This is a genomic window from Achromobacter sp. RT286_PF, assembly GCF_059760425.1.
This window is the reverse complement of sequence record NZ_JCBAMR010000007.1, coordinates 176,663-191,047: the sequence shown is the minus strand read 5'-3', so window position 1 is coordinate 191,047 and position 14,385 is coordinate 176,663. Positions and strand designations below refer to the sequence as shown.

The following is a 14,385-nucleotide window of genomic DNA, read 5'->3' as shown; positions in this document are numbered from 1 at the left end:
CACAAGAAGGGGCCTGGGCGCGCCCAGGCACGGGTCTAGGGATGTGCGGGCTATTGTAGGGGTTCAAGGGCGCGGGCTGAAGCGCCGCGCTAGCCGACGGCCTGATCCAGCCGCGTGCCCGTCAGGCCGGAACAATAGGCGCGCGAGGCGATGCGGTTCATGAGGAAGGCGCGGTCGGTGCCGGCCGGGCCGGGCATTTCAGACAACGCCCGGTAGGCGCGGCGCAATGCCTCGCCCCGCGTGTCGCCGCAGACCAGCAGGCGGGTGCAGGGCAAGCGGCGGTCGACGCAGCCGTCGATACGCATTTCAAGCGCATGCGCGCCAACGGCGTCGGGGCTGGCCACGATGGAGCCGGCATGCGGTTGCGCTTCGGCGCCAATCACGCGGAACACGCCGCTGCGGTCGTCCAGGGAAAATGCCACGGCGCCCATGCCTTGCCAGTTGCGGTCCCGGGCGACGTCGGCGGCAATGGTGCGCAACGCGGTTTCAATCGAAGACGGCAGATGCGGCGCCGGGCATTCGGCGATCAACACGCGGGCCTCGCGCCAGACGCAGCGTTCCCACGCGCGGCCGGCGACCATGTCGCCCGTCTCGGAAACAAATACATGGATATCAAGCCGGCGTTCACGGCCCGCGGCCGGCCCAGCGTAGTCCGTGGGAGGACCGCGCCGGCTGCTGGCGCCCCCCGATGACATCACAGTAGAAACTTTGGCACCCATGGCCTCTCCCGGTCTTTCTGCTTGCAGCGCAAGCGTATCACCTTCCCATGACAAGCAATTTGTGGGCCATGCCGCCGCAGCCCGTAGCAGATTCGAACCGACCCCGCCCGCGCACCGCATCAAAGCGGCACGCTACGTGCTACGCACCATTTCAGGGCGGGCGCCACCCTTAAGACGCCCTACTGCTCCCGTCGGATGAGGCGCATGCGCCGATGGGGGATAATTCACTTTTCTTGCTTAACCCGGTCGGGTTTTGATATACGGGTTTACCACTAGTCCCATCAAAACCAGCGCTGCAACCTTCTTTTTCAAGGAATCGTCGTGGGCAACAACAACACGCAATTTCCCGCTTCCGTCTTCAAAGCGTATGACATTCGCGGCACTGTGCCGGACCTGATCGATGCAACGTTCGCCCGCGCGCTAGGCGTGGCGCTGGCCGCCCGCGCACGCGAAGAAGGCGTGCAGACCCTGGTGGTGGGCCGCGATGGCCGCCTCAGCAGCGAAATGCTGTCCGACGCCTTGCAGGAAGGCATGCTGGAAGGCGGGGTCGATACGCTGGATGTTGGCATGGTGCCCACGCCGCTGGTCTACTTCGCGGCGAACATCATGCAGACCGGTTCCGGCGTGGCCATCACCGGCAGCCACAACCCGCCCAAGTACAACGGTTTCAAGATGATGATGGGCGGCCGCGCCCTGTATGGCGACGAGGTACAGGCCTTGGGCGCCGCCATGAACGGCGCGGCCTCGGCCCCGGCTGAACGCGCCGGCGTGCGCCGCCAGCTGGACCTGGTCGCCGCCTACATCGCGCGCGTGGCCTCGGGCGTGAAGCTGGCCCGCCCCATGAAAATCGCCATCGACTGCGGCAACGGCGTGGCTGGCGCCGTGGCGCCGCAGCTGTTCCGCGCGCTGGGCTGCGAAGTGACCGAACTGTTCTGCGAGGTGGACGGCACGTTTCCCAACCACCACCCGGACCCGGCCGAACCCAAGAACCTGCAAGACCTGATCAAGTGCGTGGCCGAAACCGACTGCGAACTGGGCCTGGCCTTTGACGGTGACGGCGACCGCCTGGGCGTGGTCACAAAATCCGGGCAGATCATCTGGCCGGACCGCCAGCTGGTGCTGTTCGCGCGCGACGTGCTGGACCGCAACCCCGGCGCCACCATCATTTACGACGTCAAGTGCAGCCGCCACGTGGGGCTGTCCGTGGAAGCCGCTGGCGGCGTTCCGCTGATGTGGAAAACGGGCCATTCCCTGGTCAAGGCCAAGCTGGCCGAGACCGGCGCGCCGCTGGCCGGCGAGATGAGCGGCCACATCTTCTTCAAGGAACGCTGGTACGGCTTTGACGACGGCCTGTACACCGGCGCCCGCCTGCTGGAAATCGTGTCGCGCCAGGCCGACGCCTGCGCGCCGCTGGAAGCGTTGCCGCAGGACGTATCCACGCCCGAGCTGAAGCTGGAAATGGAAGAAGGCCAACCCTTCGCCCTGGTCAAGGGTTTGCAGGACCACGGCCAGTTCCCCGACGCCCGCCGCGTGCTCACCATCGACGGCGTGCGAGCAGAATACGCCGACGGCTTCGGCCTGGCCCGCCCGTCCAACACCACGCCCGTTGTCGTGCTGCGTTTCGAGGCGGAAAACGCCGAGGCGCTGGCGCGCATCCAGGCCGACTTCCGACGCGAACTGGGCAAGCTCGCACCGGAAGCGACATTGCCGTTCTGATTGCGTCCATGTCGCTATCCAACAGCCCGGCCTGGCAACAATTCTCGGCAGCCGCCAAGGCAGCGCCCCTGCGCGGCGAGCAGCTCAGGGTCATCAACGCCCCGGGCCTGCGGCTGGACCTGAGCACCCAGCCGCATTCGCCGGCCTTGCACGCGGCGTCCGAGGCGCTTCTGGCGCAGCAGAACTTCGACGCCGCCCGCGCCTTGTTGTTCGACGGCGGCCACGCCAACTGGACCGAGGGCCGCGCGGCCTGGCATACCGCCCTGCGCGCGCCCAACCCGCCCGCCCCGGTGGCCAAGATGGTGCAGGCCGAACGCGACCGCTTGCGCGAATTTGTACGCGAAGCGGATCGTGCCGACCGCTACGGCTACGTGCTGCACCTGGGCATCGGCGGCAGCGACTGGGGGCCTCGCCTGGTGACGCGTGCCTTGCGCCATGGCGGCGCCCGGCGCGAAGTGCGATTCGCATCGAATGTGGATTCGCATTCCGTCGCCGACGCCATGAGCCGCCTGGACCCGCACGACACGCTGGTCATCGTCGCGTCCAAATCGTTCACCACGACCGAGCCGCTGGCCAACGCCGAAGTGGCCATGAACTGGCTGCGCGAAGCCGGCGTGGCAGACCCGATCAAGCAAGTGGTGGCGATTACCGCCAACGTGGAAGCCGCGCTGAACCTGGGCATCCTGCCCGACCACATCTTTCAGATCTGGGACTGGGTGGGCGGCCGTTATTCGTTGTGGTCCGCCATCGGCCTGCCCATCGCGCTGGCGCTGGGCAACGACGCGTTTGACCAGTTGCTGGCAGGCGCGGCGGCCATGGACGAACATTTCCGCACGGCGCCCCTGGCCGAGAACGCGCCGGTGCAGATGGCGCTGGCAGGCGTCGTCAACCGCAGCGTGCTGGGCTATGACTCGTTGGTGATCGCGCCGTACGATTCACGGCTGTATCACCTGGTGCCGTGGGCGCAGCAGTTGGAAATGGAGTCGCTGGGCAAGGTCGCAACGGCCGACGGCAGCCCCGTCGACGTGCCCCCGGGGCCCGCGATCTGGGGCATGTCGGGCACCGATTGCCAGCACACGTTTTTCCAGTGGATGCACCAGGACGCGATGGGTGCGCCCGTGGATTTCATCTTGTGCGAACAGCCGGACCACGCCTACGCCCGCCATCACGAACTGCTGATTGCCAACTGCCTGGCGCAGCGCTCGGCGTTGCTGCGCGGCAAATCCCTTGACGAGGCGCTGGCGGAGACGTCCACCACCGAAAGCGATCCGGCGCGCGCGCGATGGCTCGCGCAACACCGCGTTCATCCTGGCGGGCGCCCGTCTACGCTGATCGTGTTGCCGCGCCTTGAGGCCTACACGCTAGGCGCGTTGCTGGCGATGTACGAACACAAGGTGTTCACGCAAGGCGTGATCTGGGGCATCAACCCGTTCGACCAGTGGGGCGTGGAATTCGGCAAGGCGCTGGCCAAGGGCATCATGCGCGAACTGGATTCGCCGCAGCCCAGCCAGCAGGACCCGTCGACTCGCTTCTGGATCGACGCAATCGCGCGGCGGCAGTAGGCGGACAGCGCGGCGGCGCGGGACGCGCTGCCGCCGCTCGACATGGCACGAACTGGGATTGCCGGATACTGGCCGCGCGTCGGTGGCAGCCTACGGGCTAGCCGCCAGCCGCGCGCCGCCCCAGCGCGTCGTACAGCTCAACATGCACGCGCGCGACCTGACGGATATCGAACTCGCGTTCGGCCAGCTCGCGCCCCGCCGTGCCCATCGCTTGGCGCAGCACGGCATCATCCGCCAAACGCGCGATGGCGTCCGCCAGCGATGCGGCATCGCGCACCGGCACCAGCAAGCCGGTCTTGCCGGGGTCGATGGCATCTCGGCAACCGGGCACGTCCGTCGTGACCACCGCGCGCCCGCAAGCCGCGGCTTCGATCAGCGATTTGGGCAGCCCTTCGCGATACGACGGCAGCACGGCGATATGGCTGGCGGCGTACAGGTCAGCGATGTCCGAGCGCTCGCCCAACGCCTGCACCGCGCCTTCGCGCTGCCAGGCCTCCACCTCTTCTTGCGTGGCTGACGTGGGGTTGCCCGCGTCCACCCCGCCCACCAGCTGCATCGTGACGGGCACGCCGCGCTTGCGCAGCAGCGATGCCGCATCGACAAATTCGCGCACGCCTTTGTCGCGCAACAAGCGCGCCACCATCGTGACCACGACGGGCGGCGACGGCGGTTCGGGCGACGCGCGATAGGCATCCAGGTCCACCCCCGCGCCACGGATCATGACGACCTGCTCGTCGCGCACCGCGCCCAGGGACTTGAGCAGGTCGCGATCATTGGCGTTCTGAAAAATCACGCGGCTGTTCGGATGGCCCAGCGCCACGCGGTACAGACGCGCCACCACGGCGCGCACCAGGCGCATCTTCAATGAGTTCGACAGGAACACGAAGCCCAGCCCCGAGATCGCCGCCACCATGCCCGGCACGCGGGCCAGCCGCGCGGCAATGCCGCCGTACAGCACCGGTTTGATCGTGACCAGGTGCACCACGTCCGGGCGCACGCGGCGAAACAGGCGCACCAGCGCGCGCAACGTGCCCAGTTCCTGCAAGGGATGCTTGCCGCTGCGCGTCATGGGGATGGCGTGATGCGTCATGCCCAGCGCCTGAATGTCGGCCACCGCCGGGCCATCCATCGTGGCCACGTGCACGTCATAGCCCGCCTGCTGCGCCGCCAGCGCCACCGGCACGCGGTGCGACATGAAAAACGCGGGGTTGTTGACCACAAACATCAGGCGGCGGCTCATGCCTTGGCTCCAGAAATACGGCGCCATACGGCGATGTAACGTTGCACCATGCGTGCCAGATCAAAGTTTTCCAGCACGCGCGCGCGGCCGGCTTCCCCGGCGCGGCCCGTGCCCCGCGCGGCCACATCGCACAGCGCGGTTTCGATGCCCCGCGCCAGCGCTTCGGCTTGTTCGGGCGGCACGACGACGCCGGTGTCGGCAACGATGTAGGCGGCGTCGCCCACGTCGGTCACCACGCAATAGACGCCGCACGCCATGGCCTCGGCCACCACATTGGGAAAGCCTTCGGCGCAGCTGGACAGCACATGCAGGTCCAGCCCGTTCATCACGGCGGGCACGTCGTCGCTGGGGCCGGCCAGGATGAGGCGGTCGCGCAGGTTCAGCTTGTCGATCAAGGCAGCCAGTTCGGGGTTGTCGGACGTCATGCCGCGTCCAACCAGCACGCAGCGCAAGCCGCCGTCACGCCCGTCGCGCACCAGCGCGGCCACGGCGCGCAGCAGGTTGGCGTGATCTTTCAACGGGTCCCAGCGGGCCACGCTACCGATCACGGGCGCGTCTTCGGACAAGCCCCATTGCGCGCGCATGCGCGTGCGGGCCTGGGCGTCCGGCGCATAACGCGACAGGTCATAGCCATTGGAAATGACGACCATGCGGTCGCGCCGGTAGCCCTTTTCGGCATGGCGTTCGGCGGCGTTCTGCGCCGCGCACACGATGGCGCGCGGCACGCTGCCGGACAACAACGCGCAAGCGCGCAAGACGATGCGCGCCGACCGGCTGCTGCGTTCCAGGTGTTCGCCTGAATTGCGGATGCCCCAGGCAATGGCGCGCACGCCGGCCAGCCGCGCGGCCAGGCCACCGATCAGGTCGGCGTGATACATCCAGGTCTGCACAACGTCGGGACGCGTGTCGGCGATCAAGCGGCGCAGCGCCATGAAACCGCCCAGGCTGACGCGGCCGCGCTTCATGCCCAAGGCATGCACCGCGACGCCGGCATCGCGCAGGCGCTGGCCGTAGATGCCTTCATCGGTCAAGGACACGACGGTGTGCGACACACCCGCTTCCGGGTATGTCGCCAGACGCAGCAGCACGGATTCCGCGCCGCCCTGGCCCAGGCCGGTGATCACGTGCAGCACATGTAATGCCGGGGTGCTCATCGCCCCTCCCGCACCGCGTCGAACAGTTCGTCCCATTCCGACAGCACGCTGGAAAGCGCATAACGCTGGCGTACGGCGGACGCGCCGCGGTCGCCCAATTGCCGACGCAAGAGCGGGTCGCTCATGATGCGTTGCAAGGCGTCGCGCAAGGCATCGCGGTTGCCGGTGGGCACCAGCAGGGCGTCCTGCCCGTCGCGCGTCATTTCGCGCGGGCCGCTGGGGCAATCGAAGGCCACACACGGCAAGCCCAGCGACATGGCTTCCAGCAGCACGTTTGGAAACCCTTCCACCAGCGAGCTAAGCACGAAGGCCTGGCCACGCGCCAGTTCTTCCCACGGAGTTTCGGTACGGCCTGGCAGGCTGACCCGCGCTTGCAGGCCCAGCTTGGCAACCTGCGCTTCCAGCGCCGCGCGTTCCGGGCCTTCGCCCCAAATGCGCAGGTTCCAATCGGGATGCGCTGTCGCCAACTGCGCGAACACGTCGATCAACAGATCGAAGCGCTTGTCGGTCACCAGGCGGCCCATGGCCAGCAGTTCGCGTGGGCCGTCACCGTCGTGCTGCACCACGCGCGGCGCTTCAAGCAAGGGCGCGGGCAAGGGGTTGGGTATGACAGCCAGGCGCTTGATGCCCGGCACCTGGCGCGAGAACGGGCCGGCGGTGTCTTCGGCCTGCACCGTCACCATGTCGGCGCGCGGATACAGCAGCCGGCGCAGCCGGCGCCACACGGTGCCCGTCGTGGTCTCGGCCACGGGGTTGGTACGTTCGCAGACGATCAGGGGCACGCCCAGGCCCCGCGTGGCCAAAATGGCGGCCACGTTCACGTTGGTCAGGAATGACACGACCACATCGGGCTTGGTGTCGCGGATGTGTTTGCGCAGGGCCATCAAGCGCTTGAACGCCGCCATCGCGCCCGAGGCGCGGGTGCCGGCGATATCCGCCAGCCAGGCCAGCTGGACCTTGTCGGACAACGGATAAAAGCACGTGCCCTTGGACGAATAAGTGGGCGTCAACGTGACGGTATCCCCGCGTTCGGCCCATGCATTCACCAGCGTGGCGGCCACCCGTTCGGCGCCGCCCGCGTGCATGGAACTGACCAACATCAGAATTCTCATACCTCAACGACTCCCAATCGTTCCCCCTTGATCCGGTGCTGCACGATAACGATCCAGCCAGGCCTGCATCATCAACACGCCCCACAGGTGGCTGTCCCAGTTGCGATGGCCCGAGGTGTGTTCACGCCATTTACGCAGGATGGGCTCGGGTTCGAACCAGCCTTCCTGGCGCAGCCGCGTGGGGTCCAGCAACGCATCGGCCCATTCGCGCAAGGGGCCGCGCAACCAGGCGGCCAGCGGCACGGCAAAGCCGCGCTTGGGGCGGTCCACCAGCGCCTGCGGCACATGGCGATGCAGCACCTGGCGCAGCAGCCACTTGCCCGTGTTGCCGCGAACTTTGTATTGATGCGGCAGGCTCCAGGCAAATTCGTACACGCGGTGATCGATCAGCGGCACGCGCGTTTCCAGGCTGACGGCCATGGCCGCGCGGTCCACCTTGACCAGGATGTCGTCCGGCAGATACGTGACCGTGTCCAGCTTCATCATGGCTTCGAAGGTCGACCCTTGCATGTCGCGCGCGAATTCCGACACGGGCTCCACGCCGCCCTTGACCACCTGCGACGGCTCCGGCCAGTACGACACGAAGTGGCGATAGAAATCCCCGCGCGAATCGGTGCGCAGCAGCTCGCCCAGCTTGCCGACCTTGCCGCGCCAGGCGCCGCGTCCGGGAAGTTGGGCCGAGGCGGACAGCAGCGCGCCGGCCGGCTTGCGCAGCATTGCGGGCACACGCTCGCATTGTTGCCACCAGTTGTTCACGCGGAAATAGCGCGAGTAGCCGCCGAAGAGCTCGTCGCCGCCGTCGCCGGACAGCGCGACGGTGACGTGCTGGCGCGCCATCTTGGTGACCAGCGACGTCGGGATCTGCGAGGAATCCGCGAACGGTTCGTCGTACATATCGGCCAGCGACGGCACCACCGCCAACGCATCGTCGGCGGTCACGTAAAGCTCGGTGTGATCGGTGCCCAGGTGCGTGGCGACGGCCTTGGCGTGCTGCGCCTCGTCATAGCCTTTTTCGTGGAAACCGATGGCGAAGGTGCGCACGGGCTTGGCGCTTTGCGCCTGCATCAGCGCCACGATGGTCGACGAATCGATGCCGCCCGACAGGAACGCGCCCAGGCTGACGTCTGACAGCATCTGGCCGCCGACCGCCTTGGACAGCACGCCTTCCAGCGCCTCGGCGGCTTCGGCATCGGTGCCGAAGGACAAGGGCGCGCGCGCCGCCGCGTCGGCGGCTTCACGGGCGGACCAGTACACGCGCGGTTCCGGCATGCGGCGGCTGCGAGTGTCGTCGGCGGTGAATTCGATCCACGTTCCGGGGGGCAGCTTATTGATGCCCTGGTAGATGGATTGCGGCGCGGGAATGTAGTTGTGGCGCATGTACGAAGCCAGCGCATTGCGATTCAGGTCGCGGCCGAATCCGGGGATGGGCATCAAGCCCTTCAGCTCGGACGCAAACACCAGTTCGGCGCCCGAATAGCCGTAGTACAGCGGCTTTTCGCCCATGCGGTCGCGCGCCAGCATCAGCTTGCGCGATGCGCGATCCCACAGCGCGATGGCGAACATGCCAACCGCCGCTTGCAGCGTGGCTTCGATGCCCAGCGCGGTAAAACCGGCCAGCAGCGTTTCGGTATCGGAATGGCCGCGCCAGGTGGGCGCCAGTGCCGATTGCTCCAGCTGCTTGCGGATGTCCATATGGTTATAGACCTCGCCGTTGAACACCATCACGTAGCGGCCGCAAGCGGACGTCATGGGCTGGTGGCCGGCTTCGGTCAGGTCCAGGATGGCCAGGCGCACATGGCCCAGCGCCACTTCGGCTTCCGGGTCTTCCCAGAAGCCGTTGCTGTCCGGCCCGCGATGGCGGATGCGGCGGCAGCTTTCGGCCAGCAACCGTTCCTTGTTCCCGATGGGGCCCCAAATTCCGACTATTCCACACATGATGAGGTTCTCGTGGTCACCGTAGCAACGGCGTGCCGCAGGGCCTAGCGGCCCGATTCGCGCACGCCGTCAAAAAGTTCTTTCCATTGCTGCAACACGCGCGCGGCCGAGAAACGGTCGCGCACATCGGTTGCCGCTTGCGCCATCCGCTGGCGCCTTGCGTCATTTTCCATGACTTCGGACAGCGCCTTGCACAGCGCCGGCACATCGCCGTTGGGCCGCACCAGCACGCCGTCGATGCCGTCGCGCACAATCTCGCGCGGGCCGGTATCGCAATCGAACGACACCGCCGCCAGGCCGCTGGCCATGGATTCCAGCAAGGTGTTGGACAGGCCTTCAAAGCGCGAAGTCAGCACGTACAGGTCGGCGCTGTCGTACCAGTCGCCCACGTTGCCGGCGCGGCCGGGCATCGAGATGCGCTGGCCCAGGCCCGCCTGGTCGATCTGTGCCTGCAACGCGCCGCGTTCATGGCCTTCGCCCAGGATAACCAGATCCCAGTCCGGATGCGACGGGGCCAGGGTGGCGTAGGCCTGGATCAACAGGTCGAAACCCTTGTCGGCGTGCAGACGGCCCACGGCCAGCAGACGCTTGCGATCAGGCGCCGGGTTGGGCGCCAGCATGGGCTCGGCGCGCGGCAACGGCCAATGCACCGGGTTGGGGATGACGGCCAGGCGCGAGCCCGGCACGTGCTGTTCGATCCAGTCGGCCGTGCCACGGGTCAACGCCACCACACGGGCGGCGCGCGGATAGGTCATGCGACGCAGGCGCTGCCACAGGCCAGACAGCGTCTGCGACGGCGGATGGGTGTGTTCGGTGGCGATGACGCGGCAGCCCAGCCCCGAGGCGGCCAGCACCGACAGCACGGACGCCGTGGTCATCATGCCCAGCACGATGTCCGGCCGAAATGCCTTGATGACGCGGCGCAACGCGCGCACGCGCTGCACGTTGCTCCAGATGCCGCGCAGCCCGCCGCCCTCGCCCGCCGTGTTCAGCACTTCGCGGCGCACCTTGGGGTGCAGCGCGTAGACGTCGCCATCGGCGTTGGCCTGCGTTACGACCATGACCTCGCGGCCCATGCCGGCCCAGTGCGCGCTTAGGTCGGCGGCAACGCGTTCAGCGCCCCCGCCATGCAGCGAATGGATAAACAGCAGCACGCGCAGCGCGCGGCCGGAGTCGGCTTGCGACATTCAATCGGCCTCCTTGGGTTCAGCCTTGCGCATCGCCACCACCAGGTAGCAGGCGAAGGACAGCACATACATGAGGCTGGTTGCCAGCATGATGCCGGCCGCGCCCATCTTGGGCGCCAGCACGGTGTTCAACACGGCCTTCAGCGCGAAGTTGGCCACGGCGATGGCGGCCATGATGCGGTAGCGATTCTGGCTGGCCAGCAATTGCACCAGGATCAACACACCAAAATAGAAAGGCAGTTGCAACAGGCCCCAACGCAAGACGTGCGCCACGGCCTCGGTGTTCTCGGCGGTGAAGGCGCCGCGCTGGAACAGCACGGACACGCCCCAGGGCGCCAGCACCCAGCCGATAGCCACGGCCACCGCGCCCGCGCCCACCATCAGCACCGACCATTTCAATGCCATGCTGCGCGCGCGGTCGGTATCGCCGCGCGCCTGCACATCGGCCAGCACGGGCAACGCGGCGCGCCCGACCGACACCGCGCCGATGCCCAGCAGCAGCGACAGCAGCCGGCTGGCGTAACCCAGCGTGGCGTTGGCGTTGGCGCCCAGGTTGGCGGCGGCGTATTGGTCCAGCGGGCCGACAAAGCTCATGGCCACCTGGCCGATCAGCATCACGCCGGCCGCGCCCATCAGTTCGGGCCAATGCGGCGAACGCAGCGTCAGGCGCGGCGCGCCCCAGAAGCCGCCATCGGCACGCGCGGCCAGCCAGGCCAGCCAGACGGTCTGGATGGCGTAGCCCACCAAGGTGCCCCACAGCAGCGGGCCCACGCCGTCGGCGCTGACGGCCAGCATGACCCAGGCCAGCGTGGCCACGGCGGGCACGCTGTCCAGCAAGGTGTTGACGTGGCGTTCGTGCGCGCGCAGGCGCGCGGCACTGATGCCCGCGATCAGCAGCAAGGCGGACACCGGGGCGAAGGCCACCAGCAGGTCGCCCGTCATGCCGCGCACGCGCTCGGGCAAGCCCTTGCCCAAGGCGTCCACAACGTACGGCCAGGCAAACCAGGTAGCTATCGCCAGCGCGATACCGGCCGCGGCAACCCAGCCTTGCAGTTCTTTGATGAATTGGTCGCGCTCGGCATCATCCGCGCGGCGCAGGCGCACCAGCACGGGGATCAGCACCACTGACAGCACGCCCACGATGGTGACCGGCAGCCAGGTGGCCATGGTCATCGTGAATTGGTAGGCGTCCACGGCGTCGCTGACGCCATAGCGGTACGCCACCGCCATCTCTTTGATGGCGCCGGCGGCCTTGCCCAGCAGAAGGAACACCGCCACCCGGAACGCGCCCTTGAAAATGCGCTGATGGTCCGGGTGGATGTTGCCGAGTTTGCGGACGAGTGCTTTCAAATCAACGCAGGAATTGCGTGTACCAGGGCATGGCCACTTCCAGGCCTTGCAGCACGGTGTGCGACGGCACGTAGCCCAGCAGACGGCCGGCCTTGCTGACGTCGGCCTGCGAATGGCGCACGTCGCCGGCGCGGAAGTCGGCGTAGACCGGCTTCTTGGCGTAGGTCACGTTCTGGTTGCCCAGCGCCGTGACCAGGAAGCCGAACAGGTCGTTCAACGTGCTGCGGCCGCTGACGGCCACGTTGTAGACCTGGTTGCGCGCTTCGGGCGAGGCCATCGCGCCAAGCAGATTGGCCTGCACGGCGTTGTCGACGAAGCAGAAGTCGCGGCTGGTTTCGCCGTCGCCGTTGATGGTGACGTCTTCGCCCTTGATCATGGCGGCGGTCCACTTCGGGATCACGGCGGCGTACGCGCCGTCGGGGTCCTGGCGCTTGCCGAACACGTTGAAGTAGCGCAGGCCCACGGTCTCGAAGCCGTACGAACGCGCGAACACGTCGGCGTACAGTTCGTTCACGTACTTGGTGACGGCGTAGGGCGACAGCGGCTTGCCGATGTTCTCTTCCACCTTCGGCAGGGCCGGATGGTCGCCGTAGGTGGAGCTGGAGGCCGCATAGACGAACGACTTCACGCCCGCATCGCGCGCGGCGACCAGCATGTTCAGGAAGCCACCGATGTTCACTTCGTTGGTGGTGATCGGGTCTTTCAGCGAACGCGGCACCGAGCCCAAAGCGGCCTGGTGCAGGACGAAATCAACGCCTTCGGTCGCGCGCTGGCAGGCGGCCAGATCGCGGATGTCGCCTTCCACGAAGGAAAAACGCGCCCACTGCTCGGGCGACACCGAGTCGCGCACTTCATCCAGATTGCGCTGGTGGCCGGTGGCGAAGTTGTCCAGGCCGGTCACGGTCTGGTTCAGCTTGAGCAGCGTTTCCAACAGGTTCGAGCCGATGAAGCCGGCGCAGCCGGTCACCAGCCACTTGCGCGGCTGGGCGGCGAGTTCTTGCTTGATGGTTTCAAATCGCGTGGTCATGGCGGAATCCTTACAGACGCAGGTCGGATTCGGCGGGCGACAGCACGTACTTCAGGTCGTACAGCACGTGTTGCGGCTTGCCCAGCTTGCGGATGCCTTCGGCGCCCATGGCCTTGAACTGGTTGTGCGCCACCGCCAGGATCACGGCGTCGTACTTGCCTTCTTCAAGCTTGGCCACCGGGGTCAAGCCGTATTCGTGCACGGCTTCTTCCGGGTCGACCCACGGGTCGTAGACGTCCACTTCAACGTTGTAGTCGCGCAGTTCGCCAACGATGTCCACGATGCGGGTGTTGCGCAGGTCGGGGCAGTTTTCCTTGAAGGCCAGGCCCATGACCAGCACACGCGCGCCTTGCACATGGATGCGCTGCTTGGTCATGCACTTGACCAGCTGCGACACCACATAGCCGCCCATCGAATCGTTCAGGCGACGACCGGCCAGGATGATTTCGGGGTGGTAGCCGATGGACTGCGCCTTGTGGGTCAGGTAGTACGGGTCCACGCCGATGCAGTGGCCACCGACCAGGCCCGGACGGAACGGCAGGAAGTTCCACTTGGTGCCGGCCGCTTGCAGCACGGCTTCGGTGTCAATGCCCATCTTGTTGAAGATCAGGGCCAGTTCGTTGATCAGCGCGATATTGACGTCGCGCTGCGTGTTCTCGATCACCTTGGCGGCTTCGGCCACGCGGATGCTGGACGCCTTGTGCGTGCCGGCGGTGATGATCTGCTTGTACAGCTGGTCGACCAGTTCGGCGACTTCGGGCGTCGAGCCGGACGTGACTTTCTTGATGGTGCTGACGCGGTGATCCTTGTCGCCCGGGTTGATGCGTTCGGGGCTGTAGCCGGCGTAGAAGTCCACGTTGAACTTCAGGCCCGACACGCGTTCCAGCACGGGCACGCAGTCTTCTTCGGTGGCGCCGGGGTACACGGTGGATTCGTAGATGACGATGTCGCCGCGCTTGAGCACGGCGCCAATCGTTTCGCTGGCCTTGACCAGCGGGGTCAGGTCGGGCTGCTTGTATTCGTCGATGGGCGTGGGCACCGTCACGATGAACACGTTCGCCTTGCCCAGTTCGGCGCGGTCGGCGGTGTAGGTCAGCTGAGCGGCTTCGGCCAGCTCTTCGTCGCTAACTTCCAACGTGTGGTCGTGGCCGGCCTTCAAAGCGTCGATACGGCGGGTGTTGATATCGAACCCGATGACCGAGCGCTTCTTGCCGAACTCCACCGCCAGGGGCAGGCCAACATAGCCCAGGCCCACGACGGCAAGTTTCACATCCTGAATTTGCAACATAACTCTCCCTTCACCGTAGAACGTTTACGGCATCTTAAATATGGTCGGGTGATCGATGACTAACGAGCCCCCGGCGGTGATCGCCGGGGCGCTCA

Annotated in this window: 11 protein-coding genes; 2 read left to right on the top strand and 9 right to left on the bottom strand. The window is 66.8% G+C overall.

Annotated features, from left to right (window positions below; genetic code table 11):
- Nucleotides 1-89: 89 nt before the first annotated feature.
- Nucleotides 90-719 (bottom strand): BPTD_3102 family carboxylase-like protein, encoded by a 630-nt coding sequence (locus tag AC6LJY_RS09025; protein WP_219991133.1) that lies wholly within the window; start codon nucleotides 717-719, stop codon nucleotides 90-92.
- 321 nt (nucleotides 720-1,040) lie between these two features.
- Here AC6LJY_RS09025 and AC6LJY_RS09020 point away from each other — a divergent pair, with 321 nt between their 5' ends.
- Nucleotides 1,041-2,435: a phosphomannomutase/phosphoglucomutase gene (locus AC6LJY_RS09020; protein ID WP_046805075.1), complete on the top strand. Its 1,395-nt coding sequence runs from the start codon at nucleotides 1,041-1,043 to the stop codon at nucleotides 2,433-2,435.
- Nucleotides 2,436-2,443: 8 nt separating this feature from the next.
- Entirely contained in the window at nucleotides 2,444-3,997 is a 1,554-nt protein-coding gene (pgi, locus tag AC6LJY_RS09015) for a glucose-6-phosphate isomerase (protein WP_498135777.1), read from the top strand.
- Nucleotides 3,998-4,094: 97 nt separating this feature from the next.
- Here the strand turns inward: pgi and AC6LJY_RS09010 are convergent, their stop codons facing one another.
- From AC6LJY_RS09010 to tviB, 8 genes are read right to left on the bottom strand one after another with little or no spacing between them, the layout of a single operon-like run.
- Entirely contained in the window at nucleotides 4,095-5,237 is a 1,143-nt protein-coding gene (locus tag AC6LJY_RS09010; protein WP_046805077.1) for a glycosyltransferase family 4 protein, read from the bottom strand.
- On the bottom strand, nucleotides 5,234-6,391 hold the full coding sequence (locus AC6LJY_RS09005) for a glycosyltransferase family 4 protein (RefSeq protein ID WP_498135776.1): 1,158 nt from the start codon (nucleotides 6,389-6,391) through the stop codon (nucleotides 5,234-5,236). The genes AC6LJY_RS09010 and AC6LJY_RS09005 overlap by 4 nt, the downstream gene beginning before the upstream one ends.
- Nucleotides 6,388-7,503, bottom strand: a complete 1,116-nt coding sequence (locus AC6LJY_RS09000) for a glycosyltransferase family 4 protein (protein WP_498135775.1) — start codon at nucleotides 7,501-7,503, stop codon at nucleotides 6,388-6,390. Before AC6LJY_RS09000 ends, AC6LJY_RS09005 begins: the two co-directional genes overlap by 4 nt.
- Before the next feature lie 3 nt (nucleotides 7,504-7,506).
- A complete protein-coding gene (gene asnB / locus AC6LJY_RS08995; protein WP_104141940.1) occupies nucleotides 7,507-9,438 on the bottom strand; it encodes an asparagine synthase (glutamine-hydrolyzing) in 1,932 nt (643 codons plus the stop codon).
- Between the two features lie 44 nt (nucleotides 9,439-9,482).
- Nucleotides 9,483-10,625, bottom strand: a complete 1,143-nt coding sequence (locus AC6LJY_RS08990; protein ID WP_498135774.1) for a glycosyltransferase family 4 protein — start codon at nucleotides 10,623-10,625, stop codon at nucleotides 9,483-9,485.
- Nucleotides 10,626-11,975 (bottom strand): murein biosynthesis integral membrane protein MurJ, encoded by a 1,350-nt coding sequence (gene murJ / locus AC6LJY_RS08985; protein WP_498135773.1) that lies wholly within the window; start codon nucleotides 11,973-11,975, stop codon nucleotides 10,626-10,628.
- Nucleotide 11,976: 1 nt separating this feature from the next.
- The gene (locus AC6LJY_RS08980) at nucleotides 11,977-13,002 is read right to left on the bottom strand and encodes an SDR family oxidoreductase (protein WP_498135772.1); all 1,026 of its coding nucleotides are present in this window, start codon (nucleotides 13,000-13,002) and stop codon (nucleotides 11,977-11,979) included.
- 10 nt (nucleotides 13,003-13,012) lie between these two features.
- Nucleotides 13,013-14,290, bottom strand: a complete 1,278-nt coding sequence (tviB, locus tag AC6LJY_RS08975) for a Vi polysaccharide biosynthesis UDP-N-acetylglucosamine C-6 dehydrogenase TviB (protein WP_120156990.1) — start codon at nucleotides 14,288-14,290, stop codon at nucleotides 13,013-13,015.
- Nucleotides 14,291-14,385 lie beyond the last annotated feature (95 nt).

Coding starts and splice junctions, on each gene's coding strand:
- AC6LJY_RS09025 (WP_219991133.1), bottom strand. CDS start 719: ATGGGTGCCAAAGTTTCTACTGTGATGTCATCGGGGGGCGCCAGCAGC.
- pgi (WP_498135777.1), top strand. CDS start 2,444: ATGTCGCTATCCAACAGCCCGGCCTGGCAACAATTCTCGGCAGCCGCC.
- AC6LJY_RS09010 (WP_046805077.1), bottom strand. CDS start 5,237: ATGAGCCGCCGCCTGATGTTTGTGGTCAACAACCCCGCGTTTTTCATG.
- AC6LJY_RS09005 (WP_498135776.1), bottom strand. CDS start 6,391: ATGAGCACCCCGGCATTACATGTGCTGCACGTGATCACCGGCCTGGGC.
- AC6LJY_RS09000 (WP_498135775.1), bottom strand. CDS start 7,503: ATGAGAATTCTGATGTTGGTCAGTTCCATGCACGCGGGCGGCGCCGAA.
- asnB (WP_104141940.1), bottom strand. CDS start 9,438: ATGTGTGGAATAGTCGGAATTTGGGGCCCCATCGGGAACAAGGAACGG.
- AC6LJY_RS08990 (WP_498135774.1), bottom strand. CDS start 10,625: ATGTCGCAAGCCGACTCCGGCCGCGCGCTGCGCGTGCTGCTGTTTATC.
- AC6LJY_RS08980 (WP_498135772.1), bottom strand. CDS start 13,002: ATGACCACGCGATTTGAAACCATCAAGCAAGAACTCGCCGCCCAGCCG.
- tviB (WP_120156990.1), bottom strand. CDS start 14,290: ATGTTGCAAATTCAGGATGTGAAACTTGCCGTCGTGGGCCTGGGCTAT.